Origin of the sequence: Wujia chipingensis (assembly GCF_014337155.1) — a bacterium.
Classification (GTDB): Bacteria; Bacillota; Clostridia; order Lachnospirales; family Lachnospiraceae; genus Coprococcus_C; species Coprococcus_C hominis.
Genome location: NZ_CP060632.1, coordinates 488,348 through 510,000, shown reverse-complemented (window position 1 = coordinate 510,000; position 21,653 = coordinate 488,348). Strand labels below are relative to the sequence as shown.

Sequence of the window (21,653 nt, the reverse complement as noted above, 5' to 3'; positions counted from 1 at the left end):
CTGTATTGCCGTTCATATCTGCAACCACCGCATAATCCCCACTTGCCACCGCAACCGGGACCTTCATATTGATACCTGTCGTCCAGACAGTTTCTCCCTTGGCATTGATATAGGAAACTCCATCTGGCGTATATTTGAGCAGATTGTCACTGAAACGGATGTAGCTTGCTGTATTCGAATAATCGGTCTGGTTACTCTCAACAACCTTATACCCCTTATATTCCCAGCGTGTGCCTATCACATACGCAACCGCTGCAAACACAAGCACAATCAAGATTCCAATCTTCCACGCACGATATTTTTTATGTTCGCTCTCTAACTGCTCTGCATTTCTTTTTCCCGCAATTTCCGAACCGCCGACATCAATTATTTTTTCATTTGTAGCTTCTTCTTTTTTTCTCATTGCATTTCCTCTATACTAATATACAACTCCATAATCCAATAAAGTATAGCACATTTACTGGAGGTTTGGTAGGAGTATTTTCTGTCCGACAAAGATGTTGTCATCGATTCCAATATCATTTGCCTCTGCGATTTTCGCTGCCAGATCCGCGTCTCCATACCGCGTAAATGCAATGGAGCTTAGCGAATCCCCTTCTTGGATAATATAATACTGATCCTGTTCTGCCGATGCTGGCAATGCCGTTTCCGTTGTCACTGCTTCCGTCGCGGCAGGTTCTGCAGAAGCTTCCGTTGTAGCCGCGCTGTCTGGTTGTGCTGGATCAGACGCATTCCCCTCCGTTGTCGGTAAGTCCGTATCTGCATCATTTCCGGTTGCCACTGGCAGCTCTGTCGTCGCCATCGCTTCTACATAATCCGTATCCACTGTCGTATCCGCCGTGACCTCCAACCGATTGATTGATACCTCCATCTGCTTCATCTTGTCGTAATTGCTCACAATTGTGATTCCCATCGCCAGGAGTGCGAGTACGACAAAAGAACTTGCAATATACACAAATCCGACTCCGGTATCTTTGTTTTCCGGCAGATCTTTGTTTTTGCGGCGAAATTGTCGCACGATTTCTTCGTCTTTTCTCTGAATCTCAGACTGCTCCAAGGGGGCATCCCCCTTTTGCTTCATAATGTAGTTTTGCATCGCCTCATTCTTCTCATAGTAAATATAGTAGCCCTTCTGCTTCACCAGTTGTCCATGTTCATACATATAAAATGCATCTTCTGATTCAAGTGAATCGGTGATAAATAACACTTTGTCCTTCCCCGGAAAATTCTCCACATGCATCTTCTCAATTTTATCGTTGATTGCTGTCGAGAATCCCATACGCGACAAAAACCACCCCATCACAGATAGTCCCGGAAAAAACTGTTTGACCTGATCATAGATTTCGGTCCAGATCTCCTGTGTAAATTCGCTCTCATCCATATCAAATTCGATATTCTGTGCGTCGACCGCTCCACTGATGAATATCACATCTCCTGCATCTGATTTCTTGCTTTCACCGAGCAGAATCGCGCCTCGTGCCTGCGTGCTGCCCGGTCTTGCAATATAGTTCAGATATGTAACAACATAATCTTCCATATAGATGCGCTTATGTCCATCCGGCGATCCGATCTGTCTTATGTTTTTCGGCAGGCGCAGGTTCACGCTTACCTCGTGCTCATTTTTTTCGTTTGATTCCTGCTTGTCTTTTTCCTTGTCCTTATCATAGATAACTTCAATCATGCTATGCTACGCCTCCATAATTTGTTTTATAGAATATAGCATCAACATGCTTCTCTGTGCTTCGAAACCTGTCGCTTGTACCTGGCTTTCCACCGCAACTTATTTCAACAACATGTATTCTGCGACAGAAAAGGAAACAGATTGCAGCTTTGTTTATTTTTCTAACAACTTGTTAATACTTTCTGCATAGAGTATAGAAGGAGCAAACGTGGCTGAGGTGTTTATGAAGGAAATCGCAGAACGCAGAAATGGGATTCAATATTTCGATGTTGCGCAGGGTTATGCCCATATCGAGCTTGGAAAATGTATTCTGGAATATTTACAGGATGTTGAAATCGAACAATACATCCCGATTATTTTATGTATTGGAACCGACCGCGCCACAGGCGATTGTCTCGGTCCGCTTGTCGGCGAACAGCTCTTAAATTACAGTGAAACGTTTCATGTAATGGGCTGTCTGTCTGCGCCCGTCCATGCCCTGAATATCCATGACGCCTTGCACGATATCCGAAACAATTATGAAAATCCATTTGTTATCGCAGTCGATGCTTCGCTTGGAAGCAGCTCCCACGTCGGACTTGTCACAATCAACGACGGTCCTATCCTGCCCGGAAAAGGTGTAAAAAAGAAATTGCCGGCAATCGGAGATCTCTCCATTACCGGCATTGTAAACGTGTCTGGTGGACATCCGGGTCTTTTGCAATCCACCCGTCTGTACACAGTCATGCAGCTCGCAGACTGCATTGCGAACGCACTCAAATATTCGATTCGTTATCTGGACGCCTTCTGACCTTTGTAAACTGCGATCGCTTCCGAAACCGTATTCGCCTGTCCCTCCTGCATGATCGCAATCAAATCTTCCAGCTTATCCTGTCTGCACAAATCTTCACCAAGAATGGCAGCGTATTTATTCGCGATCAAAAGTGTCTGATCCGAAAAGCGTTTTTCCTCCGCAGTAATTTCATTTTCCATGTTTACTTTTTCTTCCTTCATTGCCTCCAATGCCGGAAGTCTGCGGTTATTGATTTCCTCTGTGATCATGGATGTCGTCTCTTCCTCGAACGACCGGAGTGCTTCCTGCTTCTCCTTACCAATCGCATCTGCCTCTGCATCCAGATTATCCATCTTCTCATCATAGGCATCCAGATTATACTGACTGTCATCGTGATCTTTGTTGATGGAATGACGGATAGCATTTGCCTGCTTCTTGTTCGCGATCATCTTGTCACGGATACTCCGCGCCTGTGTCATCGCATCCATATGCTTGAGTTTTGTCTTACTGTAAATTGCAAAATAAATCAGCAACAAAAGAATCAGTGTTCCTGCTGCAACCAGTGCACACCAAAACGCGACGTTGATGTCTTTCTTTGTATCGAGCACAAGCTTTTTCACCAGAAATGTTACAAGTCCCGGAATGCCGCCGAAACCGATTATAAATGCCAGAAGCTTCAAGCCAAATTCGCGCACATTCCGCGCATAAAACAACGCGAAATATAATTTCTTCCCACAGAAGGATGGAAGCTTATATTTCCGCAGCAATGTCTGCATCTCAACCTTGAGATCCTTGTCGCTTTCCCGCAGGCTTTTGGTCTCCTCATGATAGCGTTTATCCATGCGCTCCTCTTTTTTCTTATCACGCTTGTTCGCCACCTTCTTTTTCCGCGCACGATTATCGTCAAGCCGGTCATCATAGGTTGCCTGAATCTCCTGCCGACGCTTCTTGATCGTCGTCGCAATCTCATCCGCAATGGATTTTTCTTCTGAAGCAATGCTTCTTGACAGCTTCTTCTGCTGCTGTTTCATGCGGTCTATATTTGCCGCATATTCATCCCGTTTTATAACCTCGTCCCGCGCCGCAACGATATAATCCTGTTTTTCATTGAATATATTTTCTGCCATCTTGCATACCTCCTCGTTCGGATTCGGATGTATTTTTGTCTATAAATGGAACAAGCGATAATTGCTTCCAATCATCGCTTATTCATGTACTCTTCCAATCGCTCCCGGTCAACCTTGATACGATTATCCATAGTCTTCATTATATCAACGATCTGGTAACGCCGATATACACCATTATTACTCAAATCATAAATTTTATTCGTCGAGAAGCCTAAGACAACCGGACGCAGAATATTCTGCGGATTCTCCGATATGACAAGTCCCTTCTCACGATTTGTAAGCTCGATACAGACACCCGGAGTCAGGATGTTGATACTCTTGATGAGTGCTCCAACAATCTCCTCATCGAACTCATCTTTATTCAATAACAGATATTTGATCGCTGCAATCTCTGATATCGCTTCCTCACTGATCTTCATACAAGTCATCGTATCAAACAGATTCGCAACTTTCAAAATCTTTGTACTCTTTAAAATCTTGCCCTGTTCCAGATTACTGTTTCCATATTCCATCCGGTGAATCTGGGCTACGATTCTGCGGACACCACTATCGATTCCGATCTCCGGTCTGAGAAGTCCCAGTCCATCATTCTGAATCTTCTTGACAATGATCAGATCATTCGTATCGTAATCATCGTATTTCTCACGCACTTTGTTCGGCAATAACAGTTTTCCGATATCATGCAACAACGCTGCCAATACCAGTTCTTCCTGCTCTGTCGGCGTATAATACACCTGTGCTGAAATCAGTGCACATAAAATCGCCGTATTGATTACATGCTTATACACATAATCCGTTGTGGAACGAAGATTCTGTGTAAATGTAATCTTGTGATCCAATCGTCCATAATTCGTGATGATTGCATTCGCCAGACGCTTCAGATTGATTGGCTCTCTGCCGGCAATGATGTTATCCAGCTCTTCCCGGATACTGAACACTGCCATCGTCTGAAAACGTTCAAAGTCCAGATCTTCCTCCGACATCGGTGGCACTGGCTCCGCTGGTTCCAGAATATAAAGTCCAAGCAGTCCAAAGTTTTTTACACTCTCGATACCCTGAAGTGTCAGTCTCGTATTACGCTCATACAACAAAACGCCAGTCTTATTGTAGATTGGTTTTGCCAGACGCATACCATATTTCAAGTCTTCCGACTTCACAAATATCATGGTGTTACTCCTCCTGCTCGTTTTCTACGCATTTATCCGCGCATGTTGTCAACTGTGTTATCGACACAATACAACACAACATTTAGATTATTTTAGCACAAACTGTCAGATAAAACAAGAAGAAACAATACGGTATATTTTATTCAAACTTCTATTTATTCATGTGGTTTGAACGGTTCAACGCACTGATCAAAGCATATGCAGATGCATCAATAATATCAGACTTGATGCCTGCGCCCCAGACGATTCCATTCACACCTTCGACTTCCAATCCGACATATGCACATGCCTGTGAATCTGAACCTACCTGCAGAGCATGCTCTTCGTATGTAACAAGGGAGAACTTGATATCGAAATGCTTCATGATCGCATTGCTGATCGCATCGAGACGTCCATTTCCCTGTCCATGATATACCTTCTTCTCGTCATTTACGAGGATTGTAAGCTCTGCCTGAATACCGTCAATCTGTTTGAAATGGCACTCTACAAGCTTGACTGTATCTTCACGGTTTACATATTCATTCTGGAAGATATCCAGTACTTCCTTCGGAGAAAGTTCCTTATGCTGATGGTCAGATACACCCTTAACTGTATATCCAAGATCCTCACGCATCTTTGGAGGCAGGTTGAATCCATACTTCTGCTCCAGTAAGAATCCGATACCGCCCTTTCCGGACTGGCTGTTGATACGGATAACATCGCCGTCGTATTTTCTTCCGACATCCTCTGGATTTAATGGCAGATAAGGAACCGTCCACATACCATCCGGATCATTCTCACGATACTTCATACCCTTGGCAATTGCATCCTGATGGGAACCGGAGAATGCTGCGAATACCAGTTGTCCCGTGTATGGAGAACGCTCATATACATGCATTCTCGTCAATCTCTCATAGGTTTCTGTCAGATGCGGAATATCCGACAGATCCAGTTTCGGATCTACGCCATGCGTGAACATATTCATGGCAAGTGTGATAATGTCGACATTACCGGTACGCTCACCATTTCCAAACAAAGTACCCTCGATACGGTCTGCACCAGCTAAGATACCAAGCTCTGCATCTGCGACACCGCAACCACGATCGTTGTGAGGGTGAAGGGAAAGTACAACATTCTCACGGTCATGCAGGTTCTTGCTCATGTACTCAATCTGACTTGCGTAAACATGTGGCAATGACATCTCAACCGTTGCAGGAAGGTTGATAATAACCTTACGCTCTGGTGTCGGCTTCCAGATGTCGATGACTGCATTGCATACTTCCAATGCATAGTCGACTTCAGTTCCGGTAAAGCTCTCTGGTGAGTACTCAAACTGATGGTTCACACCATACTGGTCTGCCATATCATTTAACAGCTTTGCGCCGTCTGTTGCGATCTTCAGAATCTCTTCCTTGGACTTCTTGAATACCTGTGTTCTCTGTGCATAGGATGTAGAATTGTACAGATGCACAACGACATTCTTTGCGCCCTGAATTGCCTCAAATGTCTTCTTGATGATATGCTCTCTCGCCTGTGTCAGAACCTGGATCGTCACATCATCCGGAATCAGATTCTCCTCAATCAATGTACGACAGAACTTGTATTCTGTCTCAGATGCTGCAGGGAAACCAACCTCGATTTCCTTGAAACCTACACGTACCAATTCTTTGAAAAATTCAAGCTTCTCATCCAGACTCATCGGAATGATCAGCGCCTGATTACCATCACGCAGATCTACGCTGCACCATGCTGGTGCCTTATCGATATACTCTTTGTTTACCCAGTCTGTACTCTGTACCGGCGGCATATAATAGCCACGCTTGTAATGCTCAAAATTCTTCATCTTTCTACCTCCATACATAAAAAAATAAACCTGTGCCTCCAACAACTACTTAGAGACGCAAGTTTCATCATTCTAACCTCTTACGCGGTACCACTCTAATTCATACATATCGTATGCTCTCACAGATACAAAGATGCATGCATCCTATATCTTCCCGCTGTAACGGTCAGGCTCCGTCCAGATCTACTTATGTCAAACCGCTTCGTCTCACATCTGTTCAATCGGCTGCTCCAAGGCGAGTTCAAAATCTTCGGATTATCGTTTCACACCAGCCAACGACTCTCTGAAATCCTTAGGATTCCTACTATTCCTCTTCTCTGCATTTACAAACTTACATTATCACAGATTCTTTTTGCGGTCAACCACCTTTTTCCAAATAACCAGAAAAGATTTATATCTGCAAAATATTTCCTATTTCATAGAGAAAATCCATGTGGTATTCTTCTGGCAGTTGTGATAATCTAGTGTTAATAGAAAACAACGGATTGATATCTGCCAGCTTGACGCCGGCAGCATTTACAAAGGAGAGTATTATGCCACCAATTCGAAATGACTGGGCTAAGGTGTTAGCACCAGAATATAATAAGCCATATTATCGGAAGCTATTTGAATTTGTTGGGAAGGAATACAGCACCCACACGATCTATCCACCTGGAGATGATATCTTCAACGCATTTCATCTGACACCGTTAAAGGATGTAAAATGTGTCATCATCGGACAAGATCCTTATCACGGTCCCGGACAGGCACACGGACTTTCGTTCTCTGTAAAGCCGGGCGTGGAGATTCCGCCATCACTGGTTAATATTTATAAGGAACTGCACGACGATGTCGGCTGTTATATCCCAAATAACGGATACCTTGTCAAATGGGCGGAGCAGGGCGTTCTTCTGCTCAACGCAGTTTTGACTGTGCGGGCACATCAGGCTGCCTCCCATCAGGGGATGGGCTGGGAAGAATTTACAGACGCAGCAATCCGCGCCGTCAACAAGCAAAATCAGCCAATCGTATTTTTGTTGTGGGGAAGCTTTGCGCAGAAAAAAGCAGCTATGTTGGACAATCCAAATCATTTGATTTTGAAAGCGCCTCATCCATCGCCACTCTCCGCCTACCGTGGATTCTTTGGCTGTAAGCATTTCAGTCAGGCGAATGAATTTTTGCAGAGGCATGGTGTTGCACCAATTGACTGGCAGATTGAAAATATTTAGTTACAGGCTTCTGTAGCTGCAATCTGTATATGCAGCTGCAATTGTGGTAATTCTATATAGAACGGAGATTAATAGATGGAAATATACATTGTACGACATGGGGAAACCCTGTGGAACCGCGAGAAACGTCTGCAAGGACGGGAGGATATCGAATTAAGTGAAAAAGGCCGCGAGGTTGCACGACTGACAGGCGAGGCATTAATGGACACAAGGATTGATAAGATATTTTCCAGCCCCCTAAAACGTGCCTATGAAACAGCTTGTCTGATCCGGAACGGACGGGACATCGAGATTGAAACCGATGACCGGCTGCGTGAATTATCGTTCGGACATTTTGAAGGTCAGAATTTCTCAGAGCTGATCAAGGACGAATCACTTACCTTCCGCTACTTCTTCAAGCAGCCGGAATTGTATGTGCCTGCGGACGACGCAGAGACGCTTCCGCACCTGATCGCACGTGCTGGGGATTTTATGCAGGATAAGATTGAACCGCTCGCTACTTGCTGCGAGCGTGTGATGATTGTCGCACATGGTGCGCTCAACAAAGGAATTATGTCTTATATTAAGAAGCACGAAATCAAGGATTTCTGGTCGGGCGGATTGCAGCAAAACTGCAACGTGATGATTGTCGATTATACCGACAGGGAATACCGGATTGTGGATGAGACGAAGTTATTTTATACACTGCAGGAGTGAAAGTTCAAAGCACACTGTACCCCGAAATCAAGGGACTGCCATCCCCATTACATGGCAGTCCCTTTTTATATTGGATTAAGCCCCAAGAAATCCTTATTTCTCACAATTACATTTTTTCTTATCCACACATGGAGCCGAACGGTCAAACGCCGGATTGAATGCATAGAAATTTTTCTCATCCAATTTATCCTGCACCAGGCGAAGTGCTTCACCAAACCGCTGGAAATGCACTACTTCACGTGCACGCAGGAATTTGATCGGCTCGTAAACATCCGGATAATCCTTACATAATCGGAGGATGTTGTCGTAGGTACTGCGTGCCTTCTGTTCAGCCGCCAGATCCTCGTACAGGTCGGTAATCGTATCCCCCTTGCTTTGGAATTCACAGGCATTAAACGGAATGCCTCCCGCTGCCTGCGGCCAGATACCAATCGTGTGATCGATATAATATTTGTCAAAGCCGGAAGCTTTGATTTCTTCCATAGAAAGGTTCTTCGTCAACTGGTAGATGATGGATGCAACAATCTCCAGATGTCCGAGTTCTTCCGTTCCGATATCCGTCAGAGTTGCCTGACACTCTTTGTATGGCATAGCATATCGCTGGGACAGATAACGCATGGATGCGCCCATTTCCCCGTCAGGACCGCCATATTGTGATATGATTGCCTGCGCCAGCTTCGCATTTGTCTCCTTAATATTCACAGGACATTGAAGTCTCTTTTCATAAATCCACATTTAACAACCACACGCTCCTTCCCAAGGCCATGGACCATCAATCCATGCATTCCAATCGTCGCACGTGTCCACATCATAACGGTTGAGCGGACCATACTGCTTCACATAGTCAGATACTGCCTCGCACCGCATCATCTTGAAATGATTGTAGGCATCTATTGCTTCCCGGCAGTCCGGATGTGTATCTAAAAATAAGGTAATATCATCGATCATAAAGGAAACCTGATCGATAAACTGCCGAAGCTCTGCTTTGCACATAGGTTTCATGATCCGTTACCCCCTCTTCCCGCAGAAAATCAGATTTAAAGATGGAAAAGCTGTACCCTGACACAATGCCGTCGCAGGATCATACATTTCCTCCCATTGCTGCATTGGAACATAGCCCATGCCAACCGGCATGTGCCGCATATGTTCATTTGGATCTCCGCATCTGCAGTTATTTCTGCGTGGAATGGATGCACACCCACAATCTGATTTCATCGGCATTTCCTTGCAGCCACAATCCGGCATGGATGGTTTATTTCCGCAGCCGCAATCTGACATGGATGGTTTGTTGCCACAACCACAATCCGGCATGAATGGTTTATCTCCACAACCACAATCCGGCGTGGATGGTTTCCGGCACATCGTATCGCCCGGTATCACACAACGACCGGTACCTGAACACGGATAGCAGTTATTTGCGCCGCGCGGATTCATGCCACGGCCTCTGCCGCAGCCATAATTTCTATAAGAATCCAAACTGGTTACCTCTTACATTCTTTTTGTATACTTCATTGTATGTATTTGTGAGAAAAATGTGAAAACAGGAATATATCTTGCAAAGATTGGACAAACATACTAAAATAACGCTATTATCTTTTATTTCCATATAATGGGGGAACAAAATGGACGATACACATCAGTCAGATAAAAATCAGAAAATGGTATTAAAAAGCATCGCAAAATGGTTGGTTATCTTTGCGCTGATTGCTTTTGTATGCTATAAAAATCAGGATCTGATGCAGGAAGCATTGGAAGAAATCCAGATAACTCCTGTATGGAAACTGGTTGTGTGTCTGCTGCTTGGAAATCTGTATTTCATCGCGGAAGGCTGTATCATCAGCGAAATGACGAACACCTGCGACCATCGTTTATCTGTATGGCAGGGAATCACCTGTGCATACCTGTGTACATTTTTCCGGATTGCAACACTTGGAAGCGGAACCGGAGTTGCACAGCTTTATTATTATAATCTGCATGGCATCCGTGTGAGTACCGCAACCGGCATGTCCCTCGCGCAATATACATTCCAGAAAATTACGATTGGTATATTCGGTGTTGTGTCATTTCTCCTTCTGATTCTGAGCGGGCACAGTGGCATCCGCAAATATGCATGGTATATGTTTGCCGGTGCAGTTGTGATTTCGTTAATCTGTCTGTTTTTGTTCATATTAACGGTTTCCAAGAAATTCTCCGATCTGATCATGAAGCTGGCTCGAAAACTTGTGAAGCCTAAGAGCCGTCTGTACCCGCTATTGGATAAAGCGCAAATTTCCATCGACTATCTGCAGGAACAAGGGCGCATCGTATGGAAAGATAAGCGGTTGTTCCTGACTGTGGTCGGATTGGATTTCTTCAAATTCGCATGCTGGTATGCAATTCCTGGAATCTTCTTTGCCGGGAGTTATTCTGTCACTATTGCAACCTGTCTGGGGCTGACCGCTGTCTGCAACATGGTTGGCTGTGTCATGCTGGCACCATCCGGTGTCGGTACGCTGGACTTTGTATTCGCATTGTTCTTCGCCTGTGTCATTCCGGACGGTGATGCCGTGGCAGCCGGACTTGTAATCTACCGGTTATTCACCTGGATCGTACCTTTCGTGATCGGACTCGTTCCGGCACTGGCGGTACGGAAGAAGGATGAGAAGTAAACGAAATATGTTTGATTTTCTTTACAAGTGGTGGCAAATTGTCACCACTTGATTTTTTATCTTTATAGACTCTTTCCTATTTGAATCGCGGTCGGGGTGGTTGCAAGTCCACCCTGACCCGTTTCTTTTATGTCCGGAGACATTTCATTTCCGATTCTGCGCATCGCGTCGATCACTTCATCCACCGGAATCGCACTCTTAATCCCTGCCAAAGACAACTGCGCCGCACTTACTGCATTGACAGCTCCGGCAACATTCCGTTTCACACAAGGCACTTCGACCAGTCCGCAGACCGGATCACATGCAAGTCCGAGCATATTTTTAAGTGCCAGCGCAGCCGCATTCGCAATCATCTCATTCGTACCACCCTGCAGGAAGCATAGCCCTGCCGCTGCCATCGCTGATGCAGAGCCGATCTCCGCCTGACAGCCACCGGACGCCCCGGCGATCGAAGCATTTTCTGCAATCACGGCGCCTACCCCTGCGGAAATGTACATCGCAGCCACCATCTGTTCTTCCGAACACACAAGCTTCTCCTGCGCCGTCAGAAACACCGCCGGAATCACGCCGCACGAACCAGCGGTCGGCGCCGCAACGATTCTACGCATGCACGCATTTCCTTCTGCCATCTTGATTGCCTTCTCCATCACCAGACCTAAGAAGTCACCACAGAGATTCTTCCCTGCTTCGTTGTATGCGCGAAGTTTCTCTCCATCGCCGCCGACCAGTCCGGATGCTGACGTAAGCTTCGCATCATAGGTTTCATCTGCATGGCGCATCGCCTCATACATGCTCTGCATCTTCGCATAGGAAGCTTCCTGCGTCACGGCGCGTTCTTCCATATCCGCACGTTCGATTACCTGCGCAAACGTCATCTGTTCTTTCTCGCACAGCTCCAATATATCCTGAATCGAATGATATATTATCATCTTACAGTTCCTCCCTTATCCATAGCTTCCATATCGTGTCCGAGATACGTGACCTTCTTCACACCCTCGACTTTCTTCAGCCAGTCAATGCCCTCCTTTGGGATCTCCTGATCGCATTCCACGACCATAACCGCCTCTCCGCCACGGCTGGAGCGGTACAACTGCATGTACGCAATGTTCACACCTTTATGTGAAAGCATCGACGTTACCTCCGCCACGTGTCCCGGCTGATCCTGATTGTGTACGACAAGCGTCGGATAATCACCGGAGAAATTCGTCTCGATTCCATCGATCTCAGCAATGTTGATCCGGGAACCACCCAGCGACTGCCCGATGATTTCCAGACTTCTACCATCCTGTCCCTGCAGAAAAAGCTGTGCCGTGTTCGGGTGCGCTTCCTTTAACTGTGCCTCTCCGAATTCAATCTGCATGCCCTGTTCTTCGGCAAGCGTAAGCGCCTGCGGAATCCGCGCATCGTCCGGCTGCATTCCAAGCAAACCCGCCACAAGTGCTTTCCGTGTACCATGTCCTTTTCCGGTTGTCAGAAAGCTTCCATATAATAAAATCCGTGCGGAGACCGGCTGTTCGCCCAGCAGTTTCCGGCTGATATATCCTATTTTTACAGCTCCTGCGGTATGGGAGCTCGATGGTCCGACCATCACAGGTCCTACGACATCAAATATATTCATTGCTTCACTCTCTTTCATCTGTATTATGAGATTTCTGCCTTCAAATTATGTCAAACATACAATAGAAACTTAAAAAAATCAACCGGAAACGACTGGTCTTTTCATTCACAGTTTTTCCGGTTGATTCACTTAATTTTTGTTATTTTATTTTGTATTTTCCGATAAGTTTTTATTGTTCAAATTGCGCTGACGCTGTATCATTTGATTTTCCTTGCGCCGGAGCATTGCCCGGATGCGTGCAAGCAGCTCGCCCATCGCAAATGGCTTCGGAAGATAATCGTATAGGTAAGAATATCGACTAACGCCTCGGACATATCTACTTCATCTTCTGCAAGTAATAATTTCATGCCGATTCCTCCAATATCAAAATAATCCATTCATTTCATTGGTCAAGTTTTTTGGGGGGGTAAAAATGGGTACAAAAAAATCGGTGCGACGGGATTCGAACCCACGACCTCTGCGTCCCGAACGCAGCGCTCTACCAAGCTGAGCCACGCACCGATAAAATTGGAAATCAATCCAACATCTGACATGATAGCACAGATGCCCTGAAAAATCAATTCAAATTTCCATAGAAGCAGGCATAATTTTACCAGCCATCAATATGATCGCGCTGGATTGCCGCGAATATCCGGCTTTTTGCCTTCGGAAATTCTTCTTCCATCCGCGCTAACATCCGCTTGGCAGCCTCCCGCTTCGTCGCGCCATCCACAGGGCACAGATTCTTCACCACAGGAAGCTGATACCGTCGCGTAAAGCCGCGTACCTCCGCCTCGGTCACATATGCAAGCGGTCTTATCAGATCAAGCTCCGTGCCATCCAGATGCGTCACTGGCGAAAATGTATGCACACGCCCTTCTAATACCTGTGACATCAGAAATGTCTCCACGACATCGTCTTTATGATGCGCATATGCGATCTTATTACATCCCAGTCGAAGTGCTGCTTCATTGAATGCGCCTTTCCGCATCTTCGCACAGAGCGGACACATCCGCTTCTCCTGCCGCTCCATCAAGATCGGAAATATCTGCGTCGGAATGATCTCATATGGAACCTGTAGCGAATCACACAATTCTTTCACCTTTGTGAAGTCCATTCCCTGCATCTGTCGATTCACGTCTTCCACAGTCATTGCATCTGCATGCGCTACTCCTGTTCGTTTCATATACTCCCCAACACCCGTATCAACCGTGATCGCTACCACATCATATTTCTTCGGATAAAATTTTCGCATTCCAGCCAGTGCATACAAGAGTGTCAGACTGTCCTTTCCGCCAGAGATACCGATTGCAATCTTATCTCCATCTTCAATCATCCGGTACGCATCCACCGCCTGCCGCACCTTGCTGTATAATTTCTGTAATTCCATATCTATTTATATTTTTTTATTCTTTTACTATCTTGTTGGCATTCACATCCAGCACAGACAAGATCACCTCTGATTTTTCCAACAGCTGCTGGTACTGCTTCTGTACCTCTTTCATCCTCCAGCTGTTCTCGTCGTAGTTTTTCTGATCTAAAAATCTTGAACTTTCTTCCAATTGCAGATCGTGAATCTTACTCTCCAACAAACGAATCTGACTTTGCAGCCGCGCATGTGTCTCCACCGGAATCTCTGTGCCAAACAACTTCTTCCGCAGCTTCTTTGTCATATTATACACGCAAAAACCTATAATCGTAAATGCAATTTCAAATCCGATCAGGCTTGTTACCAACCAGAACCATGTTTCCCATGCCTGCATAAAAAATACATCGATCATGCCTACAGTGACAAGCAGAGACAATACGATTGCAAGCGGTGTATCAATCCACAGGACAAATCCAAGCCGTCTCCGGCTGTATTTCTTGTCCACCTGCTGATCCTCAAACTCTAATTTTGACAGATCAAACTGCAATTTCCCAATATCTTCGTGCAGCACATTCGTCGTTCCCGTCTGATCCGGACACGCCAGAAGCTTTTCCTCAAGTTCCGCCTGTTCCTGCTCATTTGCGGCAATTTCCTGCTGCAAGGATTGCAGTCCCGCCTTTAACTGTGACTGCTGCTCCGCCCACGCCTCTGCAACCTGTGTCGGTGTGTATGTGGATAATGCCTGTTTTCCCGTCAGCTCCTGCAAGCTTGCCAACATGCCGTCCGCATATTTCTTCTTTGCCATCTGTGCCTGCTCCGTCTGCTTCTGGTCAAACGTCTGCAGACATTTACCAAATGCATTCTCCCGGTTAAGTTCCTGCAACAGCTCATAATCAAACTCCGCTTTTTCTTCCTTCTTCTCCTCGAATCTGCGCATCGCGATTGGAACAAATTTCACACTCGTCAACTGCTTGTCGATATATCCATAGATAAACCCATGTTCTCCGGTTTCGTCCTCATTGATCGGCTCCAAACTTCCCGGATAATATACATGTTGCTTCTCAAATGCCAGATATTGATGCTTATGTCCAAGCCCGATATACCCGAAATTCTTTCCTCCAAAATCTTCCACATCAAACGGGCAAACCCTTGCACTTCCTCCATGTCCAAGAAAGATATTGACTGCCCGGAGATTTCTGGCATATACACTGTCAAAATCATTTCGTTCATTCTGCGCGCTATACTGGCAGATTCCGTAGACATCAACATTATATTTTGCAAAATGCAGACTATCCATAATCCCTTCCGCATAGGAATTCCGTTCCGCACGTTCCCCTTCTGGCACATGATTATGGATTTCTTCACAATTCAGCAGATACATCCGTGATACAAATTCATAGTTCCAAAGAACACTGTCCCTGGCAAGATAATCGCACTCTCCCGTGACATACAGGATATCGGTCTTCGGCAGACGTGCCAGCTGCGTATCAACAAACATGATATCTTCCTTCGTTGGCACATGATCAAACAAATCTCCGGTAATAAAGATCATATCCACCGGATGCAGTTCCATGTAGTCAATAAAATTTAAAAATCCGTCATACAGATACGGTGTTTCTCTTCTCGTCCCCAGATGAACATCTGCAATATGTGCAAATTTCATAGTATTTCTCCTTGTATAACATAACTATTGTAATTTCATTTGTTGATCCAATCTAAAAGTATAGCATATTTTTTTATTTTGCTCGCAGTTATTTTATACATTATTTCCACGACGCACACTGTGCACATTATTCCGATGTCTTGCATTGTATTGAATTGTATTGAATTACATTTTGTAGTATAATTTATATTGATTACGGAAATCTGTATCACGGATTTTCCCATACGACTACAATGAGATTATAAGAACACAAACAGGACATTAGTATATGGAAAAACATGCCTTATTGATTGCGAATTCCGCATCAATGATCGACCATTTTAATAAAGATAATATCCGCATCTTACAGGATATGGGCTACACGATCTCCGTTGCCGCGAATTTTCAAGAAGGAAATTCAAGCACGGTGGAACGCATCCATGCGTTCGCAAGCGAGCTTGCTGCACAGGATATCGAGATCATCGATCTGCCGATTCCGCGGAAGATCACAGAGCTTGGAAAAGCGTTTAAGTCCATCCGGATTCTGAAACGCTATATGCGGAACCACCCTTGCCAGATCGTGCATACACAAACACCATTTGGCGGTGTCGTCGGTCGGCTTGCCGCGAAGAAATTCCGTAAAGATGGCACAAAAGTAATCTACTTTGTCCACGGTTTTCACTTCTTCCGTGGTGCGGGTATCAAGAATTATCTGCTTTATTACAATGTTGAAAAATGGCTGTCCCATGTAACAGATTGTCTGATTACCTTAAATCAGGAGGATTATCAGGCGGCGAAACGACGGTTTCATCACCCAAACGTCCATTATGTACCAGGCGTTGGCGTGGATACGGATACGATTGCTTCCATCTGTGTTGATAAAGCGGATGTATGCAGACGATTCGTTCTGCCATCCGACAAGAAGATTATACTGACGGTTGCGGAATTGATTCCACGTAAGAACGTAGAGACTTCAATCCGCGCATTTGCCAAGTCCAACCGTGATGATGCAATCCTTGCGATCTGCGGCAAAGGCATTCTCGAACCATCGTTAAAGGAACTAGCGCAGAAACAGCAGGTTGGTGACCGTGTATTTTTCGCGGGCTATCATACGGATGTGCTGGATCTGTATCACTGCGCGGATTTGTTTTTATTTACAAGCTTTCAGGAGGGATTATCCGTCGCTGTCATGCAGGCGATGGCTGCCGGACTTCCAATCATCGCTTCGGATATCCGCGGAAACCGCGATCTGCTTGCCTCAGAGCCACATACACGCAGCAAGCATTACCTGCTTCCAACGAAGGACGCAGACGCATATGCAGCAAAAATCAATAAAATTCTCAATGATCCGGCACTTGCACAGGCACTTGGTGAAGAAAACCAGACAAACTGCAGGAAATATTTTGATATTTCGCTTGTACACAAGCTTATGACTACGATTTATACAGAGTTGACCGATTAACGGTCTACGACATTGCATTTATAAAAGGAGACTATTATGTATACAGTTCAGGTTCTGCTATCTACTTACAATGGCGAAGCTTACTTGAAAGAACAATTAGACAGTATCTTGAATCAGAAAAATGTTGCCGTGAAGCTCTTCGTCCGCGACGACGGTTCTTCCGATGGCACCGTGGATATCCTGCGCGCCTATGCCGCGCTCCACGATAACATTTGTTACCTATGTGGCGAAAACTGCGGCGTGGTCGCTTCTTTCTTTCGTCTGTTCGAATTATCTGACCCGGATGTGGATTTCTATGCCCTCTCCGATCAGGACGATGTGTGGGACGAAGACAAGCTTTCCACCGCCTGCCAGAAGCTTGAACAGATGCGCAAATCAAAATCCCCAAAGAAAAAGAAGAATGATTCCCAGATCCGTACATTTGCCACACCACTTCTCTACTGTTGTGATGCCTGGAACACGGACGATGCACTGAACCTGCTTCCGGAATCTATGCAGACCGCAGGCAAAGAACTGATTCCGGACTTTCGGAACGCATTGATTGAGAACATCGCCCGCGGTGCAAGCATTGTATTTAATCAGGCACTTATGTCTTATATCCGAATCAGTATGCCACAGGATATCTACATGCACGACTGGTGGCTCTATCTAGTTGCGTCCTGTTTCGGCGAAGTTTACTACGACAGCGCCGCTCATTATAAGTACCGCCAGCATGCAGGAAATACGCTTGGTGCAGCAGCTCCTTCCGGCTGTTCCAAATTCTTCCGCCGCCTGAAGCAGAGCCGTACAAATGGCGGTCACATCTCCAGACAGGCAAAAGCCTTTGAACGAATCTACCATGTGCCAGAGGAGAAACAACAGTTTTTGAACATTGTAACGAAGTATCAGGACGTGAAATCCTACCGCAAAATGGGAAAATCCGGCAAATATTTGTTCCGGCAGAATAAAAAGGATAACCGCGTCTTTCAGCTTATGTTTTATTCTAACCATTTGTAATTGACTTCGTTTTCCTTTTCGTTTATAATGATTTTTGAATTTTTCTAAAGCAAAAAGAATGATAATATAAAAATCAAACGGAAAGAGGAATGAGCTATGGCAGTAAAGTACATTTTTGTCACTGGCGGCGTTGTATCCGGTCTCGGTAAAGGAATTACCGCGGCATCACTTGGACGTCTGTTGAAAGCGCGCGGATACAAAGTGATCAGCCAGAAATTTGATCCATATGTCAATATGGACCCGGGAACCATGAACCCAATTCAGCATGGCGAAGTATTTGTAACAGATGACGGTGCAGAAACCGATCTGGATCTTGGACACTACGAGCGTTTTATCGATGAGAGTCTGAACAAGGGTTCTAACGTGACAACAGGAAAGGTTTACTGGAGCATCCTGAACAAGGAGCGCCGTGGCGATTTCGGCGGTCATACGGTTCAGATCATCCCTCATATTACAAATGAAATCAAAGATCGTTTCTATCGTAATCCAGATGCAAAAGACGATGAGATTGCGATCATCGAAGTTGGCGGTACTGTCGGCGATATCGAGAGCCAGCCGTACATGGAAGCCATTCGTCAGTTTCAGTTGGATGTCGGACATGAGAATTGCATCATGATCCACGTCACACTGATTCCTTACTTAAAATCATCCGGCGAACTGAAGACAAAGCCGACACAGGCAAGTGTAAAAACTTGTCAGTCACTTGGTATCCAGCCAGATATCCTGGTTTGCCGTTCCGACCTTCCGTTAGACAAAGCAATTAAAGATAAGATTGCCAGTTTCTGTAACGTTCCTAGCGAATGTGTCATCCAGAATCTGGACGTGGATGTATTATATGAAGTGGTACTTGCTATGGAGCACGAGAAGCTTGCCGATGCGGCCTGCAAATGCCTCCATATCCCATGTCCAAAGCCAGATCTTGACGACTGGATCGCCATGGTTGACAACTGGAAGCATCCGCAGAAGAAGGTACGTGTCGCTTTAGTTGGAAAATATGTCAGCCTGCACGACGCTTACATCTCTGTTGTAGAATCCCTGAAGCATGCCGGTGTCGCACATCGTGCGGATGTTGAGATCAAGTGGGTAGATTCCGAACTTGTAACAAAGGAAAATGTTGCAGAGATCCTAGGTGATGTATCCGGTATCTTAGTTCCAGGTGGTTTCGGCGACCGTGGTATCGAGGGTATGATCGAGGCAATTACCTATGCACGGGAGAACAAGATTCCATACCTTGGCTTATGTCTTGGTATGCAGCTTACCATCGTGGAATTCGTAAGAAATGTTGTCGGCTATCCGGATGCGAACAGCTCCGAGTTCAACCCTAGTTCCAGCCATCAGGTCATCCATATCATGCCTGACCAGAATGGTGTCACAGACTTAGGCGGAACACTAAGACTTGGTTCTTATCCTTGTGTACTTGATAAGAGTTCAAAAGCATACCAGTTATATGGTACGGACCACATCAACGAACGTCACAGACATCGTTATGAGGTAAACAACGATTATAGAAAGGTTCTGACCGATCACGGCATGCTCCTGTCTGGTTTATCTCCAGATGGTCATATCGTAGAAATGATCGAGCTTCCAGATCACCCTTGGTTTATCGGAACACAGGCGCATCCAGAGTTTAAGAGTCGTCCTAACAAAGCTCATCCATTATTCTTAGGATTTGTTGGCGCTGCGATTGCACATTCTGAGGAAGCATGATATACTAACTCCTGTCGGCAAACAGATTTGTGACACAAAAGAAAAAGAAAGGTTTTCACACCCCCTTATGAAGGCAGGAAAATTCATCAGAAAATATAACCACATATGGACACTACTCTACATCGTTTTCTACATGCCATGGTTTATGTGGCTGGAAAAGACAGTAACTACGGATTTTCATCTTGTATCGATGCCAATCGACTACAAGATTCCGTTCTGTGAATATTTTATTATTCCGTATTTTATGTGGTTTTTGTTCGTCCCGGCGATTGTCGGCTATGAATTTTTCTATTCCAAGAAAGAATATTATCAATGCTGTGCGTATCTGTTCAGCGGCATGACGATTTTCCTGATCATCTGCACCATCTGGCACAATGGTCTGGATCTGCGGCAGGATATCTCCTACAACAATAACCTGTGTGCAAAACTCGTCAAGATGCTGTATAAGACAGACACAAGCACGAACGTATTCCCAAGTCTGCACGTATTTAACACACTTGGTTGTCTCGTTGCCCTGTACAGGAGCAAGGGCATGAAAGATAAAACATGGATCAAGGTAATCGCAACAATCATCGGCATCCTGATCATCTTATCTACCATGTTTTTGAAGCAGCATTCCGTATGGGATGTCATCGGTGCATTTGCGCTGGCAGCAATCCTCTATCCGATTGTCTATGTAATCCCTTGGGGCAGAAAGAAACAATGATAAATAAAAAATTCCGAAGTCTGATATAAACAAACTTCGGAATTTTTTTATTTGTCTAATTAAATCCAAACAACTTCTGGAACAGACGATATCCGGTTCTTGCAAACCATCTGCCCGTTGGTCCGTGCAGATTGAATGTGATTCCAAACAACGTTGTTCGAAGCTCCTTGTATAATTCTGCATCCGTATCCTTCAGATACTTCCACAGCTCTTTTTTCTTCTTATACAGCTCCTTGTCCTTCGATACAACACAGATACTCGATGCAACACACATCATCATATCTAAGTACTGGAACAGGAAACGGTACATCTGTGGAGGGAGTTCTTTTCGGTTCTCACTGAAAAACTGGATCAGCGTCCGATTGACAAGCATCTGCTGATCGATCCGCTTCATCATCGTCTTTTCATTGACCGACTGTCCTTCTCTGCCAATATAATAGTGATACAAGTCGACATTTAAGTACATCAGCTTCTTCACATGGATCATCGGTTCAAAGATATAGAGATTATCCACATAAAATGTATGCTTCGGAAGTTGCAGTCCGCAGTCCTTCAGCAGCTGTGTCCGGTAAATCACCGAATGCATCAATACATACTGAAACTTGTTGAACCGAATCCGGCTGTCTTCCCAGCTTATGATCCGTTTCTCCGGCAAAGCACCATGATAACGCATGACACGCTTCTTCCGGCGTTCCACCTTATCATAGATATAGTTGGAGAGCAGGACATCTAAATCCTTCTCATCTTCCACAAGCTTCTTCAAGACCTTCAACACCTGCTTATAGGCTTCTTTATCAAGCCAGTCATCACTGTCAACGACCTTGAAATAGACTCCGGTTGCATGAGCGATACCGGTATTCACCGCATCGCCATGCCCACCATTTTCTTTATGAATTGCCTTTACGATCGTCGGATATTTCTCCGCATAGGCATCTGCGATCTTCGCGGTGTCGTCTGTAGATCCATCATCCACAATCAGTATTTCTACCAGTTCGCCACCAAGCAATGCGTGATCCACGCACTTCTTCATATAGTCCTGCGAATTATAGCAGGG

At 45.2% G+C, this 21,653-nt stretch carries 22 protein-coding genes, 1 tRNA gene and 1 other annotated feature (1 of these 24 cut by a window edge); of the genes, 8 read left to right on the top strand and 15 right to left on the bottom strand.

The window, feature by feature from the left end:
* Together H9Q76_RS02520 and H9Q76_RS02515 are read right to left on the bottom strand one after the other, a co-directional pair.
* A protein-coding gene (locus H9Q76_RS02520) for a DUF5711 family protein (RefSeq protein WP_249321518.1) crosses the window boundary here: on the bottom strand, positions 1-403 show its 5' portion. It extends 917 nt beyond the left edge of the window; the window shows 403 of its 1,320 coding nt (coding positions 1-403); the start codon lies at positions 401-403; the stop codon falls past the left edge of the window.
* Between the two features lie 54 nt (positions 404-457).
* Complete coding sequence (locus H9Q76_RS02515) at positions 458-1,681, bottom strand: LysM peptidoglycan-binding domain-containing protein (protein ID WP_249321517.1); 1,224 nt, start codon at positions 1,679-1,681, stop codon at positions 458-460.
* A gap of 208 nt (positions 1,682-1,889) precedes the next feature.
* Between H9Q76_RS02515 and yyaC the strand changes: the two genes are divergently transcribed.
* Positions 1,890-2,471, top strand: coding sequence for a spore protease YyaC (yyaC, locus tag H9Q76_RS02510; RefSeq protein ID WP_227573356.1), 582 nt, complete (start codon positions 1,890-1,892; stop codon positions 2,469-2,471).
* Here the strand turns inward: yyaC and H9Q76_RS02505 are convergent.
* The 3 genes from H9Q76_RS02505 to H9Q76_RS02495 all read right to left on the bottom strand — a co-directional run bounded on the left by H9Q76_RS02505 (position 2,453) and on the right by H9Q76_RS02495 (position 6,568).
* On the bottom strand, positions 2,453-3,580 hold the full coding sequence (locus H9Q76_RS02505; RefSeq protein ID WP_249321516.1) for a hypothetical protein: 1,128 nt from the start codon (positions 3,578-3,580) through the stop codon (positions 2,453-2,455). The genes yyaC and H9Q76_RS02505 overlap by 19 nt on opposite strands.
* Positions 3,581-3,651: 71 nt before the next feature.
* Positions 3,652-4,746, bottom strand: a complete 1,095-nt coding sequence (locus H9Q76_RS02500) for an HD-GYP domain-containing protein (RefSeq protein WP_021984601.1) — start codon at positions 4,744-4,746, stop codon at positions 3,652-3,654.
* 151 nt (positions 4,747-4,897) lie between these two features.
* Entirely contained in the window at positions 4,898-6,568 is a 1,671-nt protein-coding gene (locus H9Q76_RS02495; protein ID WP_117781290.1) for a 2-isopropylmalate synthase, read from the bottom strand.
* Positions 6,569-6,616: 48 nt separating this feature from the next.
* Positions 6,617-6,895: a binding site (T-box leader), on the bottom strand.
* 206 nt (positions 6,896-7,101) lie between these two features.
* Here H9Q76_RS02495 and ung point away from each other — a divergent pair.
* Together ung and H9Q76_RS02485 are read left to right on the top strand one after the other, a co-directional pair.
* Positions 7,102-7,776 (top strand): uracil-DNA glycosylase, encoded by a 675-nt coding sequence (ung, locus tag H9Q76_RS02490; protein WP_249321515.1) that lies wholly within the window; start codon positions 7,102-7,104, stop codon positions 7,774-7,776.
* 75 nt (positions 7,777-7,851) lie between these two features.
* Complete coding sequence (locus tag H9Q76_RS02485) at positions 7,852-8,472, top strand: histidine phosphatase family protein (protein WP_249321513.1); 621 nt, start codon at positions 7,852-7,854, stop codon at positions 8,470-8,472.
* Between the two features lie 93 nt (positions 8,473-8,565).
* Here the strand turns inward: H9Q76_RS02485 and H9Q76_RS02480 are convergent, their stop codons facing one another.
* Genes H9Q76_RS02480 through H9Q76_RS02470 form a run of 3 tightly spaced genes read right to left on the bottom strand, consistent with a single transcriptional unit; the run spans position 8,566 to position 9,948 of the window.
* Entirely contained in the window at positions 8,566-9,207 is a 642-nt protein-coding gene (locus H9Q76_RS02480; RefSeq protein ID WP_021984605.1) for a manganese catalase family protein, read from the bottom strand.
* Positions 9,208-9,474 (bottom strand): spore coat protein CotJB, encoded by a 267-nt coding sequence (locus H9Q76_RS02475; protein ID WP_117781293.1) that lies wholly within the window; start codon positions 9,472-9,474, stop codon positions 9,208-9,210.
* Positions 9,475-9,480: 6 nt separating this feature from the next.
* Positions 9,481-9,948, bottom strand: coding sequence for a spore coat associated protein CotJA (locus H9Q76_RS02470; RefSeq protein ID WP_249321512.1), 468 nt, complete (start codon positions 9,946-9,948; stop codon positions 9,481-9,483).
* 146 nt (positions 9,949-10,094) lie between these two features.
* Between H9Q76_RS02470 and H9Q76_RS02465 the strand changes: the two genes are divergently transcribed.
* Complete coding sequence (locus tag H9Q76_RS02465) at positions 10,095-11,120, top strand: lysylphosphatidylglycerol synthase transmembrane domain-containing protein (protein WP_249321510.1); 1,026 nt, start codon at positions 10,095-10,097, stop codon at positions 11,118-11,120.
* A 62-nt stretch (positions 11,121-11,182) separates the two neighbouring features.
* Here the strand turns inward: H9Q76_RS02465 and sdaAA are convergent, their stop codons facing one another.
* The 6 genes from sdaAA to H9Q76_RS02435 all read right to left on the bottom strand — a co-directional run bounded on the left by sdaAA (position 11,183) and on the right by H9Q76_RS02435 (position 15,749).
* The gene (gene sdaAA / locus H9Q76_RS02460; RefSeq protein WP_334298707.1) at positions 11,183-12,043 is read right to left on the bottom strand and encodes an L-serine ammonia-lyase, iron-sulfur-dependent, subunit alpha; all 861 of its coding nucleotides are present in this window, start codon (positions 12,041-12,043) and stop codon (positions 11,183-11,185) included.
* Between the two features lie 2 nt (positions 12,044-12,045).
* A complete protein-coding gene (gene sdaAB, locus H9Q76_RS02455) occupies positions 12,046-12,738 on the bottom strand; it encodes an L-serine ammonia-lyase, iron-sulfur-dependent subunit beta (RefSeq protein ID WP_118671414.1) in 693 nt (230 codons plus the stop codon).
* A 197-nt stretch (positions 12,739-12,935) separates the two neighbouring features.
* On the bottom strand, positions 12,936-13,085 hold the full coding sequence (locus H9Q76_RS13825) for a hypothetical protein (RefSeq protein WP_249321506.1): 150 nt from the start codon (positions 13,083-13,085) through the stop codon (positions 12,936-12,938).
* 80 nt (positions 13,086-13,165) lie between these two features.
* Positions 13,166-13,239, bottom strand: a tRNA-Pro gene (locus tag H9Q76_RS02445).
* A gap of 88 nt (positions 13,240-13,327) precedes the next feature.
* Positions 13,328-14,107: a tRNA lysidine(34) synthetase gene (locus tag H9Q76_RS02440; protein ID WP_118374436.1), complete on the bottom strand. Its 780-nt coding sequence runs from the start codon at positions 14,105-14,107 to the stop codon at positions 13,328-13,330.
* A gap of 16 nt (positions 14,108-14,123) precedes the next feature.
* On the bottom strand, positions 14,124-15,749 hold the full coding sequence (locus H9Q76_RS02435) for a metallophosphoesterase family protein (RefSeq protein WP_249321504.1): 1,626 nt from the start codon (positions 15,747-15,749) through the stop codon (positions 14,124-14,126).
* Positions 15,750-16,017: 268 nt separating this feature from the next.
* Between H9Q76_RS02435 and H9Q76_RS02430 the strand changes: the two genes are divergently transcribed.
* The 4 genes from H9Q76_RS02430 (at position 16,018) to H9Q76_RS02415 (ending at position 20,599) form a co-directional block, all read left to right on the top strand.
* Positions 16,018-17,190: a glycosyltransferase gene (locus H9Q76_RS02430; protein ID WP_249321501.1), complete on the top strand. Its 1,173-nt coding sequence runs from the start codon at positions 16,018-16,020 to the stop codon at positions 17,188-17,190.
* Positions 17,191-17,226: 36 nt separating this feature from the next.
* Positions 17,227-18,186, top strand: coding sequence for a glycosyltransferase family 2 protein (locus H9Q76_RS02425; protein WP_249321499.1), 960 nt, complete (start codon positions 17,227-17,229; stop codon positions 18,184-18,186).
* Between the two features lie 96 nt (positions 18,187-18,282).
* A complete protein-coding gene (locus H9Q76_RS02420) occupies positions 18,283-19,893 on the top strand; it encodes a CTP synthase (RefSeq protein WP_118671408.1) in 1,611 nt (536 codons plus the stop codon).
* A 133-nt stretch (positions 19,894-20,026) separates the two neighbouring features.
* Positions 20,027-20,599, top strand: a complete 573-nt coding sequence (locus H9Q76_RS02415) for a phosphatase PAP2 family protein (RefSeq protein WP_227573363.1) — start codon at positions 20,027-20,029, stop codon at positions 20,597-20,599.
* 55 nt (positions 20,600-20,654) lie between these two features.
* Here the strand turns inward: H9Q76_RS02415 and H9Q76_RS02410 are convergent, their stop codons facing one another.
* A complete protein-coding gene (locus H9Q76_RS02410; protein ID WP_242995502.1) occupies positions 20,655-21,629 on the bottom strand; it encodes a glycosyltransferase family 2 protein in 975 nt (324 codons plus the stop codon).
* Positions 21,630-21,653 lie beyond the last annotated feature (24 nt).

Excerpts from the sequence above, each read along its gene's own strand:
- H9Q76_RS02475 (WP_117781293.1), bottom strand. The coding sequence starts at position 9,474 with ATGAAACCTATGTGCAAAGCAGAGCTTCGGCAGTTTATCGATCAGGTT.
- H9Q76_RS02430 (WP_249321501.1), top strand. The coding sequence starts at position 16,018 with ATGGAAAAACATGCCTTATTGATTGCGAATTCCGCATCAATGATCGAC.
- H9Q76_RS02500 (WP_021984601.1), bottom strand. The coding sequence starts at position 4,746 with ATGATATTTGTGAAGTCGGAAGACTTGAAATATGGTATGCGTCTGGCA.
- H9Q76_RS02485 (WP_249321513.1), top strand. The coding sequence starts at position 7,852 with ATGGAAATATACATTGTACGACATGGGGAAACCCTGTGGAACCGCGAG.
- H9Q76_RS02480 (WP_021984605.1), bottom strand. The coding sequence starts at position 9,207 with ATGTGGATTTATGAAAAGAGACTTCAATGTCCTGTGAATATTAAGGAG.
- sdaAB (WP_118671414.1), bottom strand. The coding sequence starts at position 12,738 with ATGAATATATTTGATGTCGTAGGACCTGTGATGGTCGGACCATCGAGC.
- H9Q76_RS02425 (WP_249321499.1), top strand. The coding sequence starts at position 17,227 with ATGTATACAGTTCAGGTTCTGCTATCTACTTACAATGGCGAAGCTTAC.
- H9Q76_RS02415 (WP_227573363.1), top strand. The coding sequence starts at position 20,027 with ATGCCATGGTTTATGTGGCTGGAAAAGACAGTAACTACGGATTTTCAT.
- H9Q76_RS02435 (WP_249321504.1), bottom strand. The coding sequence starts at position 15,749 with ATGAAATTTGCACATATTGCAGATGTTCATCTGGGGACGAGAAGAGAA.
- H9Q76_RS02465 (WP_249321510.1), top strand. The coding sequence starts at position 10,095 with ATGGACGATACACATCAGTCAGATAAAAATCAGAAAATGGTATTAAAA.
- H9Q76_RS02440 (WP_118374436.1), bottom strand. The coding sequence starts at position 14,107 with ATGGAATTACAGAAATTATACAGCAAGGTGCGGCAGGCGGTGGATGCG.
- H9Q76_RS02505 (WP_249321516.1), bottom strand. The coding sequence starts at position 3,580 with ATGGCAGAAAATATATTCAATGAAAAACAGGATTATATCGTTGCGGCG.
- H9Q76_RS02420 (WP_118671408.1), top strand. The coding sequence starts at position 18,283 with ATGGCAGTAAAGTACATTTTTGTCACTGGCGGCGTTGTATCCGGTCTC.
- H9Q76_RS02410 (WP_242995502.1), bottom strand. The coding sequence starts at position 21,629 with ATGAAGAAGTGCGTGGATCACGCATTGCTTGGTGGCGAACTGGTAGAA.
- H9Q76_RS13825 (WP_249321506.1), bottom strand. The coding sequence starts at position 13,085 with ATGAAATTATTACTTGCAGAAGATGAAGTAGATATGTCCGAGGCGTTA.
- ung (WP_249321515.1), top strand. The coding sequence starts at position 7,102 with ATGCCACCAATTCGAAATGACTGGGCTAAGGTGTTAGCACCAGAATAT.
- H9Q76_RS02515 (WP_249321517.1), bottom strand. The coding sequence starts at position 1,681 with ATGATTGAAGTTATCTATGATAAGGACAAGGAAAAAGACAAGCAGGAA.
- H9Q76_RS02495 (WP_117781290.1), bottom strand. The coding sequence starts at position 6,568 with ATGAAGAATTTTGAGCATTACAAGCGTGGCTATTATATGCCGCCGGTA.